This window comes from Vibrio mangrovi (genome assembly GCF_024346955.1).
Taxonomy (GTDB): Bacteria; Pseudomonadota; Gammaproteobacteria; order Enterobacterales; family Vibrionaceae; genus Vibrio; species Vibrio mangrovi.
Window position 1 is genome coordinate 2,159,480 of sequence record NZ_AP024883.1, and the last position, 23,016, is coordinate 2,182,495.

Here is a 23,016-nt window from a genome sequence, read left to right on the forward strand (position 1 = left end):
TTCAGTCATGACAGAAAAAGCTCCCCAAGGGGAGCTTTTTATTGCCCGTAAAATTGAATCTTATACCGTGAAACGCTGGCAATCCTCAGAGAGGCTGGTTGAACGTCGGTCCACTACTTTACTGGTTTCTCTGAGTCTTTCATTATTCTCTTCCAGGTTTTTCATCGAAGATGAAATCTGAACCATACTATCAGCCATTGAATGGCTGGTTACTGCAAGTTCTTTTATTGATTCAAAAATCACTTCGGTCTGACTTGCGGCTTCGCTGGCTTTTTCAGTAATGTGAGAAAGGGCCTGTATAGCTTCCTGTCCTTGTTCCTGTCCCCGCTTCATCGAATCTTCCGACTGACCGATATACTGGATCACTTCCGCACTTTCACGTTTCATCGTCTCAATGGTGTCGGTTATTTCTGTCACTGCATCGACTGTTTTAACTGCCAGATTCCGGACTTCATCCGCAACCACAGCAAACCCTCGTCCCTGCTCTCCGGCCCGTGCAGCTTCAATCGCTGCATTTAAAGCCAGTAAATTGGTCTGTTCAGCAATACCATTGATAATTTCCATCACTGAATCAACTTTCTCAGAAGCAGCTTCAAGTTGTTGGATATGTCCGGCAGCTGAACTCAGAATATTTCCAACGTCCTGAAGTGACTGGATTGCTGCTTCAATAATCTCCCCACCTTCTTGCGCTGCCGAGGTCGATGCTTTACTCACATCAGCAACAAACTCAAGTGAGTTGCTTACTTCCTGGGTCGTCACACTCACTTCTTCCGTAGCAGAAGCAAGTAAATCGGTTTGTCGGATAATTTCTGTCTGCGCAAACACTAGTTGGTCCAGACCATGATTTAAATCTGCAGCATCCCCGGAAAGTGCCTGACTGTTCTTTTGTACCTGATTGACCAGCAAACCTAAATGCTCACAACTTTCATTCAGAGCTACAGCCAGTTGATTAAACTCATCCTGTTGATTCGCCGTGAGATGCAAACGCCGAGATAAATCCCCTTGAGACAGAGCATCCAGAAATGTTTTTGTCTGTGTGAGAGAGCGAGTTAAAGACAATCTAAGGGTAACAAAAATTGTAATAGTGATTACAGCAAGTGCTGCGCAAGCTGCCATGACTGACCATAATGTTTGAGTCGCTTCCCGATGAGCTGTCTGTTGATAATCCCTGCTGACTGATTTCAGTTTATCCGAAACATTGTGGATTAGTTCCTGAGCAGCTTGTTCTGATGCTGCCAGTTCCATCTCATAATTTTTAGCTTGCTGAGATAATTCACCGACACGGGCAAAGGTCTGTTTAAACTGATCGACTTCAGACTGATAACTTGCCAATGCAGCATACAGCTTAGATGTATTGATAAACATCGCCATGGCACGATTGAATAGCTTAAGATTTTTTTCATTTGGTGACAGCAGATAATTCTGCTGAGATTTGATCATTGCCCGAAAATCAGAACGAATAGTGACCATACCGGTTTCTTCAATTTTTGCTTCTATCTGTTCTGCCAACCGGGCAAGTTCCCCCTGTTTTCCTTCACTGACACTAAATCCCAATTCAGTCTTGATAGTCAGCCAAGGGCGCATTGCACTTTCAAACCGGGAAATAGCCTCAAGGAGAGATTCACTTTCACTTGCAAAATCAACACCTTTCAGAAAACTTACATCTTTATCGATATCAGTCGCCAATGATGTTAGTAACTCAGTTACACGGGGAACATCTTTAATCCTGATATTTCCTCTTTCAGCAGCCAGAGATAACAGTTTTGCCTGAGAAGCGAATAAAGTTGTGGTTCCCTGAGAAATATCTCCACTTTGCTCATATTGCGAAGTCATGGTAGATAATTTCTGCGCTATAAATAGCCCCATTGATAAAAAACCAAGACATAACACAATAATAAAAATAGTAATTTTCTGCTTTTGCGATAACTTCAGTACATCCATGACACGATATCCTTAACACTAAACCAGAGTGGCCCAAAACGACGACAATTAATTATTATCAATAAATTTTACTAGTATTAACAAATTTATTACACATATCACAAAATTACTATTTTTTTATGCTGTTCAGAGCTTCTGGTGTAAATCAATACTCCCCTTTTCACTGAACCATCCATGCCACATGAAAAGGGATGATATTTTTATTGTCTGTTCCCCGACATCAGTCCACTGAAAACCCGGTGGCTCCAGTGTCACCTGACGACTTAGGTATATATAATCTCATGGAAATGTAATAAAATAACGGGTAAATCCTTCAAAGAGAAATCATCATGTCAACTCTAGGTCGTATCCATTCTTTTGAGACATGTGGCACCGTTGATGGCCCAGGTATTCGTTTCATCGTTTTCATGCAAGGGTGCCTGATGCGCTGTATGTATTGTCATAACCGGGACACCTGGGATACACATGCCGGTAAACTCATTTCCGTTGAAGACATCATCAAAGAAGCAAAATCTTACCGTCATTTTATGAATGCATCCGGGGGAGGTGTAACCTGTTCTGGAGGCGAAGCCATCCTGCAGCCTGAGTTTGTCAGGGATTTTTTCAGGGCCGCTAAGGCCGAGGGAATGCATACCTGCCTTGATACCAACGGGTATGTCCGCAAACATACCCCGGTTATCGATGAACTACTCGAAGTCACCGATTTAGTGATGCTTGATATCAAACATATGCAGGATGAGATCCACCAGAAACTGATTGGTGTATCTAATCATCGCACTTTAGATTTCGCTCGCTATCTGCATAAAATCGGCCAGACAACATGGATTCGCTATGTAATCGTCCCCGGATATACCGATGATGAGGAAGCTGCCCATATGCTGGGGCGTTTCATTCAGGATATGGATAACATTGAAAAAATAGAACTGTTACCATACCACAAGCTAGGCGCACACAAATGGGAAGCCATGGGTATCGATTATCCTCTCGAAGGTGTGAACCCGCCCTCGAAAGATACAATGGATAATATTGTTTCTATCCTGAGTCAGTACCATTCCAACGTGAAGTATTAAACACCGAAAGCTACGTTTACCGGGGTATCAAGCCCAAATAAACCCCGGTCATCCAGACATATAAATCGATAAAATCCGTGTTGAGATCATGTTTCAGGCACACAATTAACGTTACTCTACTGATAACAACCTTTAATCATTCGAGTAGGAATTTGCTATGGAAATGACCAATGCTCAACGCCTCATCCTATCCAATCAATACTTGCTGATGTCCCAGCTTGATCCGGCGAATGCTGAAAAATATAAACGCTTTCAAACTATTATTGAACGCGGTTATGAACTGCATATGCGGGAATTAAATAAAGAGTTCGGCTGTATGCCGGAGAAACAATGTAGTGAAATCATCAATATCATGGAAATGTACCATGCTATGCAAGAGTCTTATAAACTGCTGACAGAGTCTGACCAAGCTGAAATCGATGCAAGACGTTTGCAGTTTTTGGGCTTTGATTTATCAACAGAAGCTCAGTTTGTTCACTATGTCCGTTTTCTGGTCAACTCAGAAAACTTATACCCACAATTTGAGCAGGGCGAGCATCAGTTTAACAGCCAGGTTCCGATGTTAGATAAATACCGCCGGATGGCAGCCAAATGGCACACTTGCCCCCGTCAATACCACCTCTCTGTTGCTGAGTTTCAGCAAATTTTTAACGCTTAATGGCTCTAGTTCCGGACTACAAATCATCTGTAGTCCGGGCAAAAATTAATATTTTCTTTAATAAAACTTCTCTTTTCCATATACCTGCAGCCCTAAAATTTTGTTAAATTAGTAAAACATTCATTTAACAAATTATTCAAAGTCCAGGAATCTCTTAAGTTAATCTTTTAATTAAACACATATTTTTTAAGCAAAATTGCTAATTAGGGACTAGTCTTAAAGAGTGTGCGATTTGTGTTGAAGCGTTGACATGTCATTAAGACATTTTAGAGGGAATGAGCCATGAGTATATTCGACCATTTTCAAGCGCGTTATGAAGCAGCGAAGGAAGAAGAGTTATCACTACAGGATTTCTTAAAGTTATGTAAAGAAGACAAAAGTGCTTATGCCAATGCAGCTGAACGCCTATTGTTAGCGATTGGTGAGCCAAAAGTGATCGATACATCCAAAGATCCCCGTTTGAGCCGAATTTTCTCTAACCGTGTGATCGCCCGTTACGACACATTTAAAGACTTCTACGGGATGGAAGATTCGATAGAGCAAATTGTTTCTTATCTGAAACATGCAGCTCAGGGGCTTGAAGAACGTAAACAGATTCTCTACCTGCTCGGTCCTGTTGGTGGTGGTAAATCATCACTTGCAGAAAAATTAAAATCATTAATGCAGCAGATGCCCATCTATGTTTTAACCGCCAATGGACAGCGGAGCCCCGTCAATGACCATCCATTCTGTTTGTTCGACATCAGCGAAGACGGAGATCTACTCAAAAAAGAATACGGGATTGACCAACGCTATCTCCGAACCATTATGTCTCCATGGGCAGCAAAACGGCTCCATGAATTTGGCGGTGACATTACAAAATTTAAAGTAGTAAAACTACGCCCATCAATATTGGATCAGATTGCCATTGCCAAAACAGAGCCCGGTGACGAAAACAATCAGGATATTTCTTCATTAGTGGGTAAAGTCGATATCCGAAAACTGGAACATTATTCTCAGGATGATCCTGACGCTTATAGTTACTCCGGTGCACTCTGTCGTTCAAATCAGGGTCTGATGGAATTCGTTGAAATGTTTAAAGCACCAATCAAAGTGCTGCACCCGTTACTAACTGCTACACAGGAAGGTAACTATAACGGTACTGAGGGTTTATCAGCATTGCCATTTGAAGGTATGATTCTCGCTCACTCAAATGAATCTGAGTGGCAGGCCTTCCGCAACAACAAAAACAACGAAGCATTCCTCGATCGGGTCTATATCGTCAAAGTACCTTACTGTCTGCGGGTTTCCGAAGAAGTGAAAATCTATCAGAAACTTCTGGACCACAGTGAACTGGCGCTCGCGCCCTGCTCTCCAAGCACACTGGAAACTCTGGCACAGTTTAGTGTTTTATCCCGGTTGAAAGCTCCGGAAAACTCCTCGGTCTTTTCAAAAATGCGGGTATATGACGGTGAAACACTAAAAGATACAGATCCCAAAGCCAAGAGCTATCAGGAATACCGGGATTATGCGGGTGTCGATGAAGGGATGTCTGGTCTTTCAACACGGTTTGCCTTCAAAATTCTGTCCCGCGTATTTAACTTTGATCAGACTGAAGTCGCCGCAAACCCGGTTCACCTGTTTTATGTCATTGAACAGCAAATTGAACGGGAGCAATTCCCACAAGACACCGCCGAACGGTATCTTGAATATCTGAAAGGATATCTGGTTCCACGCTATGTAGAGTTCATTGGTAAAGAAATTCAGACTGCATATCTGGAATCCTACTCTGAATACGGACAAAATATTTTTGACCGTTATGTTACCTATGCCGACTTCTGGATTCAGGATCAGGAATATCGCGATCCAGAAACCGGACAGTTATTTGACCGTTCAGCCTTGAATAGCGAGCTGGAAAAAATTGAAAAAACGGCTGGTATCAGTAATCCAAAAGACTTCCGTAATGAAATCGTTAACTTTGTCCTCAGAGCCAGAGCCAATAACAATGGCAAAAACCCCGTATGGACCAGTTATGAAAAACTACGGACAGTAATTGAGAAGAAAATGTTCTCTAACACTGAGGAACTATTACCGGTCATCTCTTTCAATGCAAAAACATCCTCTGAAGAACAGAGAAAACATGATGATTTCGTCGCACGGATGATGGAAAAAGGTTATACCGAGAAACAGGTACGATTGCTATCCGAGTGGTATTTACGTGTTCGTAAATCGTCATAAATAGTCTGCACCATAAACCTGGTGCTGTAGGAGGCAAACTTCAGGTGAAGTTACTTCAAGATGAAGTTATTTTATGGAGTGTTGTAAGCAAACCTTGCTCACAGCCTCCTCTGCTTCCATTCCGGGGAAAACCGGTCAACAGCTCATAAACATGACTAGAGCTGTTGTTCGGCGATGTTAAGGAAAGGGGATATTCATGGCGCAATTTATTGACAGAAGATTAAACGGTAAAAATAAGAGTGCAGTGAATCGCCAGCGTTTTCTGCGCCGCCATAAGCAGCAAATCAAAGAATCGATCGCAGACGCGGTGAACCGTCGCTCCATTACCAATACCGAATCCGGGGAAGATGTAACAATTCCCAGTAAAGACATCAAAGAGCCAGTATTTCATCAGGGAAAAGGCGGACTAAAAGAACGAGTGCACCCCGGAAATGACCAGTTCATTACCGGAGATAAGATTGACCGTCCACAGGAAGGCGGTGGCGGTGGCGGTGGTGCCGGCCAGGGAGATGCCAGTGCTGACGGCGAAGGCAATGACGACTTTGTTTTCCAGATATCCAAAGATGAATATCTTGATATTCTGTTCGATGATTTAGCACTGCCCAATCTGAAAAAACGGCAAATCAATAAAATCACCGAATGGAAGACTCATCGGGCCGGTTATCAGACCGCGGGTGTACCTGCCAATATTTCAGTTGTTCGTTCCCTACAACAGTCTCTGGCGAGAAGAACAGCCATGACTGCAGGGAAACGCCGCTTACTCCATGAACTGGAGGAGGAACTGGAAAACATCCAGAATTTAGAACCAGCTCAGCCGTTGGAAGAAAAGCGCCTGCAACAGGAAATCATGGATATCCGCAAAAAGATTGAGCAGGTGCCATTCATTGATACCTTTGACTTACGCTATAAAAATTACGAAAAACGCCCGATTCCTTCCAGTCAGGCCGTCATGTTTTGTCTGATGGATGTTTCTGGCTCGATGGATCAGGCTACGAAAGACATTGCCAAACGTTTTTATGTCCTGCTTTATCTGTTTTTAACCCGTACTTATAAGAATGTAGAGGTCGTTTTCATCCGCCATCATACTCAGGCAAAAGAAGTTGATGAACATGAATTTTTCTACTCTCAGGAAACCGGTGGAACCATCGTATCCAGTGCACTCAAACTGATGCATGAGATCATTGAGGATCGTTATCCGCTCAGCCAGTGGAACATCTATGCAGCTCAGGCATCCGATGGGGATAACTGGGCCGATGATTCACCCCGTTGTCATTCAATACTCGCCGAAAACTTACTACCAAGCTGTCAATACTACGCATACATTGAGATTACGCGTCGTTCTCATCAGACACTCTGGCACGAATATGAGAAATTGCAGACAAGTTTTGAAAACTTTGCAATGAAAAATATTCAGTCAGTGGATGATATTTTCCCTGTGTTCAGGGAATTGTTTCACAAAGAAACAGCTTAGGAGGGACTTCTGAATGGTAGCAAAAACAAAGTCAGTATCTGATAAGCAACAGAGTAAACGCCTACCGGATGGACCGGACTGGACCTTTGATTTACTCGAGCGCTATCACACAGAGATCAAACGCGTTGCAGAGCATTATCGGCTGGACACTTATCCGAGTCAGATAGAAGTTATTACTTCCGAGCAGATGATGGATGCTTATTCAAGCATCGGAATGCCCATTAATTATAACCACTGGTCCTTCGGGAAAAAATTCATTCAGACAGAACAAGGGTATAAGCACGGTCAGATGGGACTGGCATACGAGATTGTCATCAACTCTGACCCTTGTATCGCTTATCTCATGGAAGAAAATACTGTCACCATGCAAGCACTGGTCATGGCTCATGCCAGCTACGGGCACAATTCATTCTTTAAAGGTAACTATTTGTTCCAGACCTGGACGGATGCCAGCTCCATTATCGATTACCTGCTCTTTGCAAAGAACTACATCAGTGGATGTGAAGAAAAATACGGTGTTACTGAAGTTGAGGATATATTAGACTCCTGTCATGCATTGATGAACTTTGGTGTTGACCGGTATAAAAGACCGGAAAAAATATCGATTACTGAGGAAAAAATTCGTCAGGAGCAGCGTGAAGCCTACTTACAGTCTCAGGTAAACGAACTGTGGAAAACACTACCAAAATCCAAAGAAAAATCTGAGGATGAGAAAATTCGTTTCCCTAGTGAACCTCAGGAAAATATTCTCTATTTCATCGAAAAACACGCACCTTTACTGGAGCCATGGCAACGGGAAATTGTCCGGATTGTCCGAAAAATCAGCCAGTATTTTTATCCTCAGAAACAGACTCAGGTCATGAACGAAGGGTGGGCTACATTCTGGCACTACACCATTCTGAATCATCTCTATGATGAAGGACTTGTCTCGGAAAAATTCATTCTCGAGTTTCTCCATAGTCACACCAGTGTTGTCGCTCAGCCGCCATACAACAGCCCCTATTACAGTGGTATCAACCCCTATGCACTTGGATTTGCGATGTTCAAGGATATTCAGCGAATTTGTCAGGAACCGACTGAGGAAGATAAAGAATGGTTCCCGGATCTGGCCGGAACTGACTGGCTGGATGCTGTTCATTTTGCAATGAAAAATTTCAAAGACGAAAGCTTTATCAGTCAGTATCTGTCACCAAAACTCATCCGGGATTTCAAACTTTTTGCTATCACGGATGATGACCGGAAAAACTTCATTGAAGTCAGTGCAATTCACGATGAGTCAGGTTATCAGCAAGTCAGAGAAAAACTCGCAGCACAGTATAATCTGAGTAACATCGAACCTAATATTCAGGTTTACAGTGTGGATGTACGTGGTGATCGCTCTCTGACACTACAGTATATTCCTCATGATCGTATTCCTCTCGATCCTAGCTATGAGGAGGTGTTAAAACACATGCATCGCCTGTGGGGATTTGATGTCATTTTAGAAGAAGTTAAAGATACCGGAAGGCGGGAACGACTGGCGATCTGCCCGACAAAAGACTTACCTGCGCATTCAACTCCCTGACAACAAAAGTGGCTAAGTAAAAACGGATGGGTTCGCCCATCCGTTTCTTTTCACCGTGCTGAGCTGATTCAAAGAGTTACTCAGTTATTTCTGGCAACGAGTGCCCGAAGCTGTTCGAGATCCTTTTCAGTATCAACACCAATCGGTGGTGTCTCAAGTGCGACACCAACATGGATTTTTTCCCCATACCAAAGAACCCGAAGCTGTTCCAGGCATTCGATTTTCTCCAACTGACTCGGTTCCCAGTGGATATAAGTCTGAATGAACCCGGCCCGATAAGCATAGATCCCGATATGACGTAGTAATGGGGAGTGTATTTCCGGAGCCTGCTGGCAATAGCTATCCCGATCCCAGGGAATCGTAGCCCGACTAAAATAAAGCGCATATCCCTGATGATCGGTCACCACTTTAACAGCATTAGGGTTAAAAACCTCTTCCGGGTCAGTAATCTCAACAGCAAGTGTTGCCATTGGTGCCTCATGGTTTGCCAGATTTTCGGCAACCTGAGTAATAATTGCCGGAGGGATCAATGGCTCGTCTCCCTGAACATTAACCACAATGTGGTCGTCCGGTATCGACAGTTTCCGGACAACCTCCGCCAACCGTTCCGTACCGGACTCATGCTGGGAACCTGTCATGCAGACTTGTCCGCCAAACCCTTTGACAACCTGTGCAATTCTCTCATCATCAGTTGCAACCACAACCTGCTCGGCTCCTGACTGAATTGCCTGCTCATAAACACGTTGCACCATGGTTTTGCCACCAATATCTACTAGTGGCTTCCCAGGTAATCGTGATGACTGATAACGTGCAGGAATCACCACTGTATAAGCAGTAGTCATCAGTGTCCCTCATCCATCGACATTGTACGTGCTTCTGGCTCCAGTAGGACTGGAATTCCCTCTTTAATAGGATATGCAAGCCGGTCAAATTTACAAATCAGCTCTTGTTGCTCCTTATCATAGGTAAGCTTTCCTTTACATACCGGGCAGGCAACAATTTCAAGCAGACGATGATCCATACTGTTCAATAACCTCTTCGATTGATCGTAATATTTTTTGTTCATCCATAGGCCGGAATGTGGCGGACACAGGCAAATACCACCAGTTTTCTTTTGCAAACGAACGACATTTCACTGCATCTTTTTCCGTCATAATAATGTGTTCAGCTTCCTGAGAAAGCCCTTCAATATCACTGGAACTATATTGATAATGATCGGCAAACTCTCTGGTCGCAACCAGAGATGCACCTAATTGAGATAGTGTTTGAAAAAAACGGGACGGGTTTCCAATTCCGGCCACAGCACTCAACCGGTTCAATTGCTTCACATCTTTCCGTATACCGGAACAAAGGTTAACTGCTTGCTGGGGAGCCAGAGTCATGGGAATTTCATCGGATCCCGGCTCACCACCATTCGTAATCACAAAATCGACCGTTTCCAACCGATGCAGAGACTCGCGTAACGGGCCATAAGGGATAAACTGCTGGTTACCAAAACGCCGTTGTCCATCTACAACAACAATTTCAACATCCCGCTCCAGAGCATAATGCTGCAAACCGTCATCTGCTACAACCACATTCACCCCCTGGCTCAACAATGCTTTGACCGCATCGGCACGCCGTGGGGCAACGGCAACAGGAGCACCTGTCCGCTGATATATCAGTTTCGGCTCATCACCACAGTGCTCTACCGGTGTATCTTGCTTAAGCAATAAAGGATATTGCGGCGCTTTCCCACCATAGCCACGGGAAATCACACCAGGTGTCATGCCCATCTGTTGCAGAGCTTCCACCAGCCAGACAACAATAGGCGTTTTCCCATTACCGCCAGCAGTAATATTACCAACAACAATCACTGGAACCGGAGCCCGGTATGTTGCCTTCCGTCCCTGTTGATATGCTTTCTTTCTTGATTCACTAACCACACGATACAAACGACTCAATGGCCACAAAACAGGAGCCAGGAATTTACCGATGAGATGATTTGTAAACCAGATCTTTTCAATCACAATTTAATTGCCAAACTGAGTGCGATACAATTGTGCATAAGCACCACCTTTATCAAGCAATGTCAGATGATGCCCTCTTTCGATAACCTCACCTTCATCAATTACCAGAATCTCATTCGCTTCTTCAATAGTTGAGAGTCGATGTGCAATCACTAACACAGTTTTGTTTTTCTGTAATTCGGCTAACGCATCCTGAATTGCCCGTTCGGATTCCGTATCCAGTGCCGAAGTCGCTTCATCCAGAATCAGGACCGGAGCATCTCTGAGTAAGGCCCGGGCAATTGCGATTCTCTGTCGCTGACCTCCCGACAGGCTGGCCCCATTCTCTCCAATGAGAGTATCCAGGCCTGCTGGCATATTCTGAATAAATTCCATCGCATGTGCCTGACGCGCTGCGTACTCAATTTGTTCCCGGGTGTAACTTCCTTCAGCAGCATAGGCAATATTATTTGCAATTGTATCGTTAAACAGGTGAACATTTTGCGACACCAGAGCAAAATGCTTTCTGAGGTTCGTCAGTTTATAGTCACGAAGATCCTGTCCGTCTAACAGGATTTCCCCACTATCAACATCATAAAAACGGGTAAACAGGTTAGCAATCGTGCTTTTTCCTGAACCGGAACGCCCCACCAGAGCAACCGTACTTCCCGGTTGTATGGTAAAAGAAATATGAGAAAGGGCTGGTTTCTCTTTACCCTTATAGGTAAATGACACATCATTTACCTGAACCTCTCCTTTCACTGAGTCTGCTTCATAATGGCCGGTATCTTTTTCTGTTTCCAGATCGATAAAAGCAAATAGCGTCTGACTGGCAGCCATTCCACGCTGAAAATCGGAAGTCACATTCGTTAAGGCTTTCAATGGCCGCATCAGGCCGAACATTGCAGAAAAAACGACAGTAAATGTTCCGGGAGTCAGCTCTGATCGGATTGAGTCAACGCTTGCTAAAAACAACACAGTAACCAGTGCCACTGAGGCAATAATCTGAATGACCGGATTGGCAATTGCCTGAGCCGCAACCAGCTTCATCGTCTGCTGACGCATTCTGTTACTAACATCATCAAAGCGCTTACACTCAACATCATGACCGCCATAACTTAAGACGACTTTATGCCCTTTCAGCATCTGTTCAGCAGAAGAAGTCACCTGTCCCATCGCATCCTGCATATTCTTTGAAATTTTCCGGAAACGTTTCGAGACAACCCGAATAGCCAAAGCAACGACAGGAGCGACAACAATCAGAACCAGTGACAACTGCCAGCTATTCCAGAACATCAACGCCAGGAGCCCGACAATACTTGCCCCTTCCCTGACAATACTCACCAACGCCCGGCTGGTTGCGCCTGCAACCTGCTCTGTATCATAGGTAATCCGCGACAACAACCCGCCGGTTGACTCCTGATCAAAAAAGCTGACAGGCATATGCATGAAATGGTTAAAGATTTTACGCCGCATCATCATCACAACATGTCCGGACACCCAGCTCAGACAATAAGATGAAACAAATCCACTACCTCCCCGAATCAACATCATCACTAAAATGATGAATGGAAGCATTTTCAGAAAATTGGATTCCGCAGAACCAAAACCTTCATCCAGTAGTGGCTTTAACAGGGAAACCATGTAGGTATCCGAGGCAGCATTAATAATCAGAGCAATAACGGCAACAAACAAACCTGACTTGTATAAGCGAATATAAACCCAAAGGCGTTTAAATGTTTGCCAGGTCGTTTCATCATTTATATTTGACATAGATACCATGGTGTTCTTATCGGGAATAACCGCGCCATTCTACCTGTTTACGCAGCATCTGCCTATACCATGGAGATAAGGTATCTCTACGTATGGTATTGAACTGACGTTTTTTTTGCTGGAATATTATTCGAATCTGACCGGATATCGCAGTTTCCAGCCATTGTGTTCCATTATCCCGATACCGTTTTACAATCCGGGGGCTGGGTAAGTGCCATGGGTTCATCCCTGCCAGAGAGGCAACCGCGACATCCGCCTGCACTTTTTTTATCCATTTTAATGAAGAAGAGGTGTGACTTCCGTGGTGAGGAACAATCACAACTTCACTGGCAAGTGGAAGATTTTGCTGCAACATTTCCTGCTCACTGTGTTTTTCGATATCACCAGTCAGAAGAATCGAATGCTCTGCATCATCAGACACCCGGATGGTGCATGATTCATCATTGTGAGACTTCACGACCTGTTTCGGTGGCCACAAAACATCAAACTTCAGCGTCTGCCATCGCCATGAAGTCCCCTGAGAACAAGGCTGATAGCCAGGTAACCGCTGACTGGCCCGTTTCCATACCGGATGCCAGACTTTCTCAATATCAAAACGACCACCTGCGTGATCATTATCCAGATGGCTAAGGATCAGACCATCCAGATTCCGGGCACCTCGCCACCTCAATACCGGAGTAACAACAGACTGACTCATACTTCCGCCCGGCCAGCTTTTCCCCGTATCATAAAGAACATAATGGCCATTTTTTTCGATCAAGACTGACAAACCATGCCCAACATCCAGAATATCAACCTGCCACTTAGTGGTTTCCCCTCTACCGATAGAAGAGCCCCAAAAAACCAGAAAAAAGAATCCTATGATTCGGGATGACAAAATCGGCTGGAGTAGCAAAATACACGTCAACCCCACAAAGAGGTGTGTCATATGAGCAGAGGTAAAGATCCAGACACCATCAGCAAAAGCGGCAGACCAAATCACGGGTTCAAGTAATTGACTGATACCTGCCCATATCAACCCCGCAAATCCCCCCAGAGTGACGACCACTAGTCCGACAAAAAGCAAAGGCACAATCAACAAACTAAACCACGGGATAAAAATCAGATTATACAATGGCGCTACCAAACTGATCCCACCGAAAAAACCGGCGCTCACAGGTAACATACAAAGCATCAAAGCAGTATGTCCTTTTACCTGTTGTTTCAGTTTCTCTAACCAGAGCTGTTGTGATCGATCTTTCTCGAGGCTAACCAGATAAAAGACAAAGAAAACAGCAGTAAATGACATCCAGAAACTGACCGAAATGCTAACAAACGGATTGATCGTTAACATACACCCCAATGTCACCAAAAACCGATCCCTTAAACCAATCCTGATGTGACTCACACGTAATACAATATGAATAAGCAACATCAGTAATGCCCGTATTGTCGGCAGTGAAAATCCGGCCAGCCATGAATAAATAACAGCAGAAATGCCCCCTGAAATTACAGGAGCCCACAGAAAATACCGGCCAAACCGGGAAACCGGCATCCCCAGAAAAAAACCGAATGTATAAGCAATACCAATATGTAATCCGGAAATCGCAACCAGATGTGCCAAACCACTATTCTTCAGCAAACGCCACTGAGATTCACTTAACTCATTTCTGTTGGCAAAAGAGAGGGCAAGAATAATCCCCCGGAATGGGTTGTCCTGTAACTGCTGTTCAACGTGCTGGAATAACCGATAGCGAAAAGAATCCCCGATGGTCTTTAGCTGAGCTTCTGACCGGGCAAATACTTTTGCAACTATCCCCTGACTAAAGTAATAGCGTTCACTATCAAATCCAGCCTCATTCAGTAAGCCAACAATAGGTTTGACCGAAACCTGTACATCCAGTACATCACCCGGATGGAGTTCAGTTGCTGTGTACAATTTGACTCTTGGTTGTCTCCACCACTCAACTGGTGTGTTATTTATAGATAGAACCCGAACACTGCCAGTGTATCCAAAACTATTTTGTGTAAAAAAGCTGTCAACTTTCGCGTTTATGGTAATATCGTGCCCGGACTGGAATAAAATATCCGACTGTCGTTTGATTAAATTTCCGTGAAATAGTATCAGCAGAAATGCGATGCATATGCCAATAATATATCGTAGTTGGCGAATCCGGAGAGAAAAGAACAGCAGGAAGACAGGCACCAAACAATAAATCATGTCAGGCATCTTCGGCCAGTAAGGTGATGATAATAATGTTAAACTATAAGAACTGAGCAACCAGTTGTTTTTTACAAGAGCCATCGTTTTATATGCCTAAAAAATTAATCAAGCGATTCTTACCAGACAGGGAACTGATCAAACGACAGAAAGCCCTGAAGATTTTCGGTAATGTGCTGTATAACCCGAATCTATGGTGCCTGAACCGTCGTTCAGCTGCCGGTGCATTTGCAGTTGGCTTATTTATGGCATTTGTCCCACTACCCAGTCAGATGATTATGTCGGCCGGACTTGCTATCGCATGTGGCGTCAATCTCCCTCTTTCAGTTGCTTTGGTCTGGGTCAGTAATCCAATCACCATGCCAGTATTATTCTATTTTGCTTATAAGCTCGGAGCCTGGGTCCTTCATGTACCACCACAGAATTTCCACTTCGAACTCTCCTGGAATTATATTTCTCAGCAAATGTCGACCATTGCCCCATCGCTGATTGTTGGCTGTTTGATTTGTGGCGTAGCCTGTGCGCTTCTGGGCTACTTCGGTATTCACGGACTGTGGCGTTACTCTGTTGTCAGAAGCTGGCAAAAACGACAACTAAAGTAATCCGGTTTGAAGAAAACGTCTTAATAGAGATCGTTCGTTACGACTCACACAATATAATTATATGCAACAGTAGACTTAGTGAATAATCACGCTCGGATTCACTTCACATTTTTTAAAAAGAAGATAAGAAGCTGCTTTCAGTCACATGCCTGAAAGCAGCTTAATATTTATCGGGAGGAAAGAACGACTGCCGGATTGAGGCGACTTGCCTTGATTGCAGGATAGAATGTGGCAGCCAGGCTCAGTACGATCGCCGTCACCGAGACCAGTGCAACATCCCGAAATTCTACCTGAGAAGGTAGAAAATCGACAAAATAGATATCACCGGATAAAAACTGGTGCCCTAATACGGATTCAAGCACCTTGATAAGTCCGGTCAGATTCATTGCAATCAGAACACCAATCACGCTACCACACAGACTTCCCAAAACACCGGAAAAAATTCCCTGCCACATAAAGATCCGCCGAACCAGTTGATCGGAAGCTCCCATTGTCCTCAGAATAGCAATTTCTGCAGCCCGATCCTTCACAGCCATCATCAATGTTGAAACGATATTAAAGCTCGCAACACCAATCACCAGAACCATCACCAGATACAAAATCGTACGGACTAACTGAATATCCCGGTAAAGATAACCATATTGCCGCTGCCAACTACGCAGGTACACATACTGATCCAGTTGGTTTCCGACCTGACGAACGGTTTGTTCCGCCCGGAAGACGTCATGTACTTTCACTGAAACGCCGGTAACTGATGTTCCGATACCTGTATACTGTTGTGCGTCCCCCAGCGGGAGCAGTGCCAGATTATGATCAATCTGCCCATGCAAGGTCAGCACACCGACAATCTGAACCCGTATCCGCTGAGGTGTTTTCAGCGATTTGGAACGACCAGACATTTTCGGTACCATGAGCGTAAAAGAGTCGCCGACACCAACGCCCAGCCGCTGTGCCACACCCTGCCCCAGAATTACCTGGTGTTTTCCGGGAGAAAAATCAGCAAAAGCCCCACCGGAAATGTAACGGGATAGTTGAGACACATGGCGTTCCATCTCGGGCTCAACACCACGTACTTCAATCGCTTTCAACTGCTGACCTTTCTCCGCCAGAGCAGTAAACCGAACATAGGGCGCAGCGGCAATCACCTGAGGAAAAGATTCAATTTTCTTCATCATTGCCGGCCATTCACGCACTGGCCCTTCCACGCCTTCAAATTCACCATGGGGAATCACTGACAACACACGGTTGTTCAGCTCTCTCTCAAACCCGTTCATTGCCGAAAGTCCGATAACAATAACAGCAACACCAAATGCAATGCCCAGTGTTGAGGACATTGAAATAAAGGAGACTAGCTTATTTCTTTTTTTGGAACGACTGAAACGACGACCAATCATCAGAGATAATGATGAAATCACTTTACTCTCTCCTTACGACGTCAGTAAGCCGTCTTGCATCGTCAGAATACGGTTCATTTTACCAGCAAGTTCCCGGTCATGAGTCACCACCAGAAATGCAGTTTGAGAATCCTCATTCAGCTCTCTCATTAATTCATAGACGGCCAGTGCGGTCTGATGGTCCAGATTTCCGGTTGGTTCATCAGCCAGAACCAAAGAAGGCTGATTTACCAGAGCCCGGGCAATCGCAACCCGCTGGCGTTCGCCTCCGGACAGCTCACTGGGACGGTGTGAAAGCCGATGCTCTAAGCCGACACGCGTTAGCCATTGTTTAGCACTTTTGGTCGCGTTCGCAACAGATTCTCCGCCAATCAGTAGTGGCATGGCAACATTTTCCAATGCACTGAAATCCGCCAGCAGATGATGAAACTGATAGACAAAACCAATATGCCGGTTACGTATTCTGGCCTGCTGTGCAGACTTAAGCTGTAACATGGAATGGCCTAAAAACATCACATCCCCACTGGTTGGCTGATCAAGCGCTCCCAATATGTGTAACAATGTGCTTTTTCCTGAACCAGATGCACCGACAATCGAAGCAAACTCTCCCTGATGCATCGAAAAACTGACTCCCTGTAAAACATGAGTCGCAAGTTCCCCTTCCTGATAGGTTTTTGTTACCTGGCGACATTCAAGGAGATTATTCATATCGTAAAGCCTCTGCTGGGTGAACGGACGATGCACGGAATGAAGGATATAAAGTTGCCAGAAGGCTCAGAGCAATGGTCAGCAACTCCACAAGAATAATCTGACCGGGCCGGATAACGACGGGTAACGAACCACCCATGGAAATCAGGTCGACTCCCAGAACCTGCAAAATCGGATTCAGATAGCTTGCGATCAGAATCCCTAAAATACCGCCACTCAGAGCTCCCACAATCCCACTGCTTGCTCCTTGCACCATGAAGACAAACAGTACCTGTAAATTCGTCATGCCCTGCGTTTTCAAAATAGCAACTTCTGACTGTTTCTCCATTACCACCATGATCAATGCGGAAATAATATTAAAAGCTGCAATAGCAACAATCAGCCCCAACATTAGTCCCATCATATTTTTTTCCATTCGCACAGCCTGAAACAACTCTCCACGCTGATCCCGCCAGTCACTCCAGTGCCATCCCTGAGGCAATTTACTTTTGGCCAGCTCAGACACAACAAAAGGATCAGAGAAAGAAAGCCGCCAGCCTGAGATTGTCTGAGCATTCAAACGCAGTAATCTCTGAGCATCGTGGATATGAGTGATCATTAACTGACCGTCGATATCAGAACCGGTGTTAAAAATACCGGCTACAGTGAAATTCCGCTGACTGGGAATTCTGCCTAATGGTGTAAACTGACTGGCCTGTGTCACCATCAGACGAACTTTATCTCCCTGAGATACATTGAGTTGTCTTGCCAGCTGATGTCCCAGAAGAAGAGTATAGTCTCCGGCATGTAAATCTTTCAGAGAACCAATGATCAGATATTGAGCAATCGGATCGTTATCCTGAGGTTCAATGCCTAACATAATACCGGCAGATAATTCTGTCGAACTCTGAACAACCGCCTCACTCCGGACAATGGGTTCGGGAGGCTGCTGAGCGGATAAATATTGCAGAAAGGAAGGTGGTGTCGTTTGCCATGGTGTCCGCTCATGTCCCTGATAAATGACCGCATGAGGTAAAACACCCAAAATCCGGTTCTTCAGTTGAGACTCAAAGCCATTCATGACAGATAAGACCGTCACTAACGCTAAAACACCGATGGTAATACCTGCGGTTGAGATCCGGGAGACAAAACGGCTGAAACGATCACCTGACTGTCCTCGTAAATATCTGAACCCTATAAATACCGAAACAGGACAAAACATACTATAAACCAATAAAGACAACTGCACGGTACTTTAACGATAAACTGGCTCAGGTTGTAGCATTAATTTGCCAATTCATTGTTAATTCATACAAATGATTGTTCTATACCTTGATTAGTTCATGCGTATAGCGATAATCAACATGCAGAGATGAGGAATGAACGATGGTCGAACAAGAGTTTTTTACAGTGCTTCATGCACTCACAATTAACATTGAACCTTTGGAAACTGGGGCAACACTCCCTTCTGAAGAGGTGTTTGAAAGCGAAATTCCGGTGCCATTTATCGTTGCGTGTGAATTCAGCCATCTGGATCAGCTCAGTGACATTGCCCGGCAAGAGCTTAAAAATAATGATTTCAAAAACCTGATTCAGTTACTTGATAGTCAGAACAATAAGTTAAACTTACTGTTAAACTTCATGTTATCCCAGCAAGACAATCCATCGCAGCGTTATCAGACCGAATCGTTCGGCGCCAGTCAGTTTACTTATTCCGCCAGTCATCCGGTCGAACCCGGAACCTTACTGCGGGTCAAACTGTTTCTGAATCATCCTCCGGCAGCAATATACTGTTATGCACATGTTGAAGCATGTCAGGCAGAAGAAGAACAATACATTATTACCGTGAAATACGACCTTCTGAGAGAGTCAGATCAGGATCTGCTGATTAAAGCAGCCCTCTATCAACAACAGAAGCTTCTCCGTCGCCGCTCTCTTGAAAGAAACAATAAATAGCAAACCAAATGACCAGCTTGAATTCCATTCTATCACTTCCGGTATCTGAAGGTACCGGAGATAAAAAACAAATCGGCAATCTGACCGGCGCAAGTCTGGCACTGACTGCGGCTGAACTCGCCCGGCAGCACCAGCACCATACACTGTTAGTCACTGCTGATCCGCAGATGGCTTTAAAGTTACAGCAGGAAATCGAACAGTTTTTCCCGGAAAACATTGCCCTCTTCCCTGACTGGGAAACTCTGCCTTATGACAGTTTTTCACCACATCAGGAAATCATCTCTGATCGGATTTCCCGGCTATATCAGTTACCGGGAAAGACTGGAGGAATCACCATTACCCCGGTGACAACTTTGTTGCAAAGACAGTCACCTCGGGATTTTTTGCTGCAACACACCCTGATTGTGAAGCGAGGAGATCTCTTTTCTCTGGAAAAACTCCGGGGTCAACTGGAGAATTCCGGATACCGCCATGTGGATCAGGTTTTTGGTCCGGGAGAATACGCCAGCAGAGGTTCGATTCTCGATCTGTTCCCAATGGGAAGCGAACTCCCATATCGCTTCGATTTTTTTGATGATGAAATTGATACTATCAGGACATTTGATCCGGAGAATCAACGTTCGATAGAAGAAATCAGTGAAGTCAGGCTGCTTCCGGCCCACGAATTCCCAACGAACAAAGCAGCAATTGAAGACTTCCGGACACGATGGCGCCAGCGTTTTGAAGCCCGCAGAGAGCCGGAATCTGTCTATATGCAGGTCTCGAAAGGGTTATGGCCTGCGGGAATCGAATATTGGCATCCGTTGTTTTTTGAAAAGACCGAAACTCTTTTTGACTATTTACCGGCAGATAGTCAGTTGATTATTGTCGGAGACATTGAACCGTCGGTCGAGCGTTTTCTGAGCGATGTTCATGAACGTTACGAACAGAGAAAAGTTGACCCGTTACGTCCGCTCCTTGAGCCGGTTGAACTGTGGCTGAAAAAAGATGAATTTTTCACTCAGTTGAAATCTTTTTCTCAGTTTCAGGTTCGGACCGAGCCTGTCACGGAGAAAGCCGGGCGACTCAATCTTCAGATTGCATCTCTTCCGGAAATCAAAGTACAACACCAGCATAAAGAACCACTTGCGGCACTCCGTCAGTTTGTCGAATCCCATTCAGGACAGATTATTTTCTCCGTAGAATCAGAGGGACGACGGGAAGCATTGCTGGAGCTATTACAACGCATCAAATTACGTCCCACAACATTACCATCTTTTCAGGAAGCCTGTCTGAGTGACGAAAAATATATGTTGGTCATCGGTGCTGCTGAACATGGTTTCATCCTGAGTGAACAACAGATTGCATTTATCTGCGAAAGTGATCTGCTTGGTGATCGGGTGGTTCAACGACGCAAGAAAGATAAACGAGTCACAAATAGCGATGCTGTCATCCGCAATCTTGCCGAATTAAAACCGGGCCAGCCCGTGGTACATATCGATCATGGTATCGGACGCTATCTGGGGTTACAGACTCTGGAAGTCGGTGGGATAAAAACGGAATATGTTACCCTGGAATATCAGGGAGAAGCGAAACTTTATGTTCCTGTTTCGGCTCTGAATCTGATTAGCCGCTACTCCGGTGGCGCCGAAGAAAATGCCCCCATTCATAAACTGGGAGGCGAAAGCTGGGCAAAAGCACGCCGGAAAGCAGCGGAAAAAGTTCGTGATGTCGCAGCCGAATTATTGGATGTGTACGCCAAACGAGAGCTGAAGCCAGGACACGTTTTCGCTCTCGACAGGGAGCAGTATGCCACCTTTAAGGCCAGCTTCCCGTTTGAAGAAACCGATGACCAGTCGATGGCAATCAACTCGGTACTTGCGGATATGTGTCAGAATAAAGCCATGGATCGTCTGGTCTGTGGAGACGTTGGATTCGGTAAGACAGAAGTCGCGATGCGTGCTGCATTCGTCTGTACGGATAACAGTAAGCAGGTCGCTGTCCTGGTTCCGACAACCTTACTTGCCCAGCAACATTTTGAAAACTTCAGGGACCGTTTTGCCAACCACCCTATCAGGGTCGAAGTTTTATCCCGTTTTAAGACCGCTAAAGAACAGAAACAGATCCTTCAGGATGTACAGGACGGTAAAATTGATATTCTGGTTGGAACTCACAAGCTACTTTCCAGCGAACTCAAGTTTAAAGATCTCGGATTACTAATCGTAGATGAAGAACATCGTTTCGGTGTTCGTCAGAAAGAAAAAGTAAAAGCCATGCGGGCCAATGTTGATATTCTGACCCTGACTGCAACACCAATACCCAGAACTCTGAATATGGCCATGAGCGGAATGCGGGATCTATCTATCATCGCAACACCTCCGGCGAGACGTCTGGCTGTTAAAACATTTGTCCGGCAAAGCGATCAGGGTGTCATTCGTGAAGCAGTTTTGCGTGAAATCATGCGCGGTGGGCAGGTTTATTATCTGCACAATCAGGTGGAGTCGATTGATAAAGCCGCAGCTGATCTTGAGAAGTTGATTCCGGAAGCACGAATTACGGTTGCACATGGGCAGATGCGTGAGCGTGAACTTGAACGTATCATGAATGATTTTTATCACCAGCGTTTTAATTTACTGGTCTGTACCACAATTATTGAAACCGGGATTGATATACCGACAGCCAACACCATCATTATTCATCGGGCCGACACTCTGGGTTTAGCACAATTGCACCAATTACGTGGCCGGGTCGGACGCTCACACCATCAGGCGTATGCCTACCTGCTGACTCCTCATCCGAAAGCGATGACCAAAGATGCAGTGAAACGGTTGGAAGCATTAGCCTCTCTTGAAGATTTGGGAGCCGGATTCACACTTGCAACCCACGATCTGGAAATCCGGGGAGCTGGCGAGTTACTGGGTGATGAGCAAAGCGGGCAAATCCAGTCAATCGGTTTTACACTCTATATGGAAATGCTTGAACAGGCAGTTGAAGCCCTGAAATCCGGTAAAGAGCCATCACTAGATGAGCTGCTCAAAGAGCAGACAGAGGTTGAACTCAGATTGCCGGCACTGCTTCCTGATGACTATATTCCCGATATCAACACCCGGCTATCAATGTATAAACAGATCGCCAGTGTCGCAAGTTCAGAAGAGCTGAATGAGCTGAAAGTAGAACTGATTGATCGTTTCGGTAAATTGCCGGATGCTGCATTGAATCTTTTAGAGGTCAGTAAGCTGAAACTGGAAGCTGCTGCACTGAATATTAAGAAAATTGAAGCACACAGCAAAGGTGGGTACATTGAGTTCAATCTAAATGCTAGTATAAATCCGACATACTTAGTGCAGCTCTTACAGTCTCAACCAAAGCTATATGGAATGGATGGTCCCACCAAATTCAAATTTACTCTGCCGTTGGATGAGCGAAACCAGCGCATTGGATTTCTCCGGGATATGTTGAGTGAATTTCAGCAAAACATATTACCGGTCTCCTGAGGTTAAGGCAGTCATGATGAAA

General features: G+C 44.9%; 17 protein-coding genes. 8 read left to right on the plus strand and 9 right to left on the minus strand.

The genetic code is table 11. The annotated features are described in order from the left end of the window. Positions 1–60: 60 nt before the first annotated feature. Positions 61–1,941, minus strand: a complete 1,881-nt coding sequence (locus OCU74_RS09700; protein ID WP_087479534.1) for a methyl-accepting chemotaxis protein — start codon at positions 1,939–1,941, stop codon at positions 61–63. Between the two features lie 329 nt (positions 1,942–2,270). Between OCU74_RS09700 and pflA the strand changes: the two genes are divergently transcribed. The 5 genes from pflA (at position 2,271) to OCU74_RS09725 (ending at position 8,921) form a co-directional block, all read left to right on the plus strand. Further along, a complete protein-coding gene (pflA, locus tag OCU74_RS09705) occupies positions 2,271–3,011 on the plus strand; it encodes a pyruvate formate lyase 1-activating protein (protein WP_087479535.1) in 741 nt (246 codons plus the stop codon). A 157-nt stretch (positions 3,012–3,168) separates the two neighbouring features. After that, on the plus strand, positions 3,169–3,669 hold the full coding sequence (locus OCU74_RS09710; protein WP_087479536.1) for a YfbU family protein: 501 nt from the start codon (positions 3,169–3,171) through the stop codon (positions 3,667–3,669). Positions 3,670–3,951: 282 nt separating this feature from the next. Then, the gene (locus OCU74_RS09715) at positions 3,952–5,886 is read left to right on the plus strand and encodes a PrkA family serine protein kinase (protein ID WP_087479537.1); all 1,935 of its coding nucleotides are present in this window, start codon (positions 3,952–3,954) and stop codon (positions 5,884–5,886) included. Positions 5,887–6,082: 196 nt separating this feature from the next. Beyond that, positions 6,083–7,357 carry a YeaH/YhbH family protein gene (locus OCU74_RS09720; RefSeq protein ID WP_087479538.1) on the plus strand — a complete coding sequence of 425 codons (1,275 nt, stop codon included), beginning with the start codon at positions 6,083–6,085 and terminating at the stop codon, positions 7,355–7,357. Positions 7,358–7,370: 13 nt separating this feature from the next. After that, positions 7,371–8,921 carry a SpoVR family protein gene (locus OCU74_RS09725; RefSeq protein ID WP_087479539.1) on the plus strand — a complete coding sequence of 517 codons (1,551 nt, stop codon included), beginning with the start codon at positions 7,371–7,373 and terminating at the stop codon, positions 8,919–8,921. Between the two features lie 80 nt (positions 8,922–9,001). Here the strand turns inward: OCU74_RS09725 and kdsB are convergent, their stop codons facing one another. From kdsB to OCU74_RS09750, 5 genes are read right to left on the minus strand one after another with little or no spacing between them, the layout of a single operon-like run. Further along, on the minus strand, positions 9,002–9,763 hold the full coding sequence (gene kdsB / locus OCU74_RS09730; RefSeq protein ID WP_087479540.1) for a 3-deoxy-manno-octulosonate cytidylyltransferase: 762 nt from the start codon (positions 9,761–9,763) through the stop codon (positions 9,002–9,004). After that, a complete protein-coding gene (locus tag OCU74_RS09735; protein WP_087479541.1) occupies positions 9,763–9,942 on the minus strand; it encodes a Trm112 family protein in 180 nt (59 codons plus the stop codon). The genes kdsB and OCU74_RS09735 overlap by 1 nt, the downstream gene beginning before the upstream one ends. Next, on the minus strand, positions 9,923–10,930 hold the full coding sequence (gene lpxK, locus OCU74_RS09740; protein WP_087479542.1) for a tetraacyldisaccharide 4'-kinase: 1,008 nt from the start codon (positions 10,928–10,930) through the stop codon (positions 9,923–9,925). The genes OCU74_RS09735 and lpxK overlap by 20 nt, the downstream gene beginning before the upstream one ends. A 3-nt stretch (positions 10,931–10,933) precedes the next feature. Continuing rightward, positions 10,934–12,682, minus strand: a complete 1,749-nt coding sequence (gene msbA, locus OCU74_RS09745; protein WP_087479543.1) for a lipid A ABC transporter ATP-binding protein/permease MsbA — start codon at positions 12,680–12,682, stop codon at positions 10,934–10,936. A 16-nt stretch (positions 12,683–12,698) separates the two neighbouring features. Continuing rightward, positions 12,699–14,966: a DNA internalization-related competence protein ComEC/Rec2 gene (locus OCU74_RS09750; RefSeq protein WP_087479544.1), complete on the minus strand. Its 2,268-nt coding sequence runs from the start codon at positions 14,964–14,966 to the stop codon at positions 12,699–12,701. Between the two features lie 8 nt (positions 14,967–14,974). Between OCU74_RS09750 and OCU74_RS09755 the strand changes: the two genes are divergently transcribed. Continuing rightward, on the plus strand, positions 14,975–15,484 hold the full coding sequence (locus OCU74_RS09755; RefSeq protein WP_087479545.1) for a DUF2062 domain-containing protein: 510 nt from the start codon (positions 14,975–14,977) through the stop codon (positions 15,482–15,484). A gap of 167 nt (positions 15,485–15,651) precedes the next feature. On the opposite strand, the gene lolE is transcribed toward OCU74_RS09755, so the two are convergent. Genes lolE through lolC form a run of 3 tightly spaced genes read right to left on the minus strand, consistent with a single transcriptional unit; the run spans position 15,652 to position 18,787 of the window. Continuing rightward, complete coding sequence (gene lolE, locus OCU74_RS09760) at positions 15,652–16,899, minus strand: lipoprotein-releasing ABC transporter permease subunit LolE (RefSeq protein ID WP_087479546.1); 1,248 nt, start codon at positions 16,897–16,899, stop codon at positions 15,652–15,654. A gap of 12 nt (positions 16,900–16,911) precedes the next feature. Continuing rightward, positions 16,912–17,586 (minus strand): lipoprotein-releasing ABC transporter ATP-binding protein LolD, encoded by a 675-nt coding sequence (gene lolD, locus OCU74_RS09765; RefSeq protein WP_087479547.1) that lies wholly within the window; start codon positions 17,584–17,586, stop codon positions 16,912–16,914. Then, positions 17,579–18,787: a lipoprotein-releasing ABC transporter permease subunit LolC gene (lolC, locus tag OCU74_RS09770; RefSeq protein WP_087480100.1), complete on the minus strand. Its 1,209-nt coding sequence runs from the start codon at positions 18,785–18,787 to the stop codon at positions 17,579–17,581. The genes lolD and lolC overlap by 8 nt, the downstream gene beginning before the upstream one ends. Positions 18,788–18,951: 164 nt before the next feature. Here lolC and OCU74_RS09775 point away from each other — a divergent pair, with 164 nt between their 5' ends. Next, positions 18,952–19,521, plus strand: a complete 570-nt coding sequence (locus tag OCU74_RS09775; protein WP_087479548.1) for a PilZ domain-containing protein — start codon at positions 18,952–18,954, stop codon at positions 19,519–19,521. An 8-nt stretch (positions 19,522–19,529) separates the two neighbouring features. Beyond that, entirely contained in the window at positions 19,530–22,994 is a 3,465-nt protein-coding gene (gene mfd / locus OCU74_RS09780; RefSeq protein ID WP_087479549.1) for a transcription-repair coupling factor, read from the plus strand. Positions 22,995–23,016 lie beyond the last annotated feature (22 nt).

Coding starts and splice junctions, on each gene's coding strand:
- OCU74_RS09700 (WP_087479534.1), bottom strand. CDS start 1,941: ATGGATGTACTGAAGTTATCGCAAAAGCAGAAAATTACTATTTTTATT.
- pflA (WP_087479535.1), top strand. CDS start 2,271: ATGTCAACTCTAGGTCGTATCCATTCTTTTGAGACATGTGGCACCGTT.
- OCU74_RS09710 (WP_087479536.1), top strand. CDS start 3,169: ATGGAAATGACCAATGCTCAACGCCTCATCCTATCCAATCAATACTTG.
- OCU74_RS09715 (WP_087479537.1), top strand. CDS start 3,952: ATGAGTATATTCGACCATTTTCAAGCGCGTTATGAAGCAGCGAAGGAA.
- OCU74_RS09720 (WP_087479538.1), top strand. CDS start 6,083: ATGGCGCAATTTATTGACAGAAGATTAAACGGTAAAAATAAGAGTGCA.
- OCU74_RS09725 (WP_087479539.1), top strand. CDS start 7,371: ATGGTAGCAAAAACAAAGTCAGTATCTGATAAGCAACAGAGTAAACGC.
- kdsB (WP_087479540.1), bottom strand. CDS start 9,763: ATGACTACTGCTTATACAGTGGTGATTCCTGCACGTTATCAGTCATCA.
- OCU74_RS09735 (WP_087479541.1), bottom strand. CDS start 9,942: ATGGATCATCGTCTGCTTGAAATTGTTGCCTGCCCGGTATGTAAAGGA.
- msbA (WP_087479543.1), bottom strand. CDS start 12,682: ATGTCAAATATAAATGATGAAACGACCTGGCAAACATTTAAACGCCTT.
- OCU74_RS09750 (WP_087479544.1), bottom strand. CDS start 14,966: ATGGCTCTTGTAAAAAACAACTGGTTGCTCAGTTCTTATAGTTTAACA.
- OCU74_RS09755 (WP_087479545.1), top strand. CDS start 14,975: ATGCCTAAAAAATTAATCAAGCGATTCTTACCAGACAGGGAACTGATC.
- lolD (WP_087479547.1), bottom strand. CDS start 17,586: ATGAATAATCTCCTTGAATGTCGCCAGGTAACAAAAACCTATCAGGAA.
- lolC (WP_087480100.1), bottom strand. CDS start 18,787: ATGTTTTGTCCTGTTTCGGTATTTATAGGGTTCAGATATTTACGAGGA.
- OCU74_RS09775 (WP_087479548.1), top strand. CDS start 18,952: ATGGTCGAACAAGAGTTTTTTACAGTGCTTCATGCACTCACAATTAAC.
- mfd (WP_087479549.1), top strand. CDS start 19,530: ATGACCAGCTTGAATTCCATTCTATCACTTCCGGTATCTGAAGGTACC.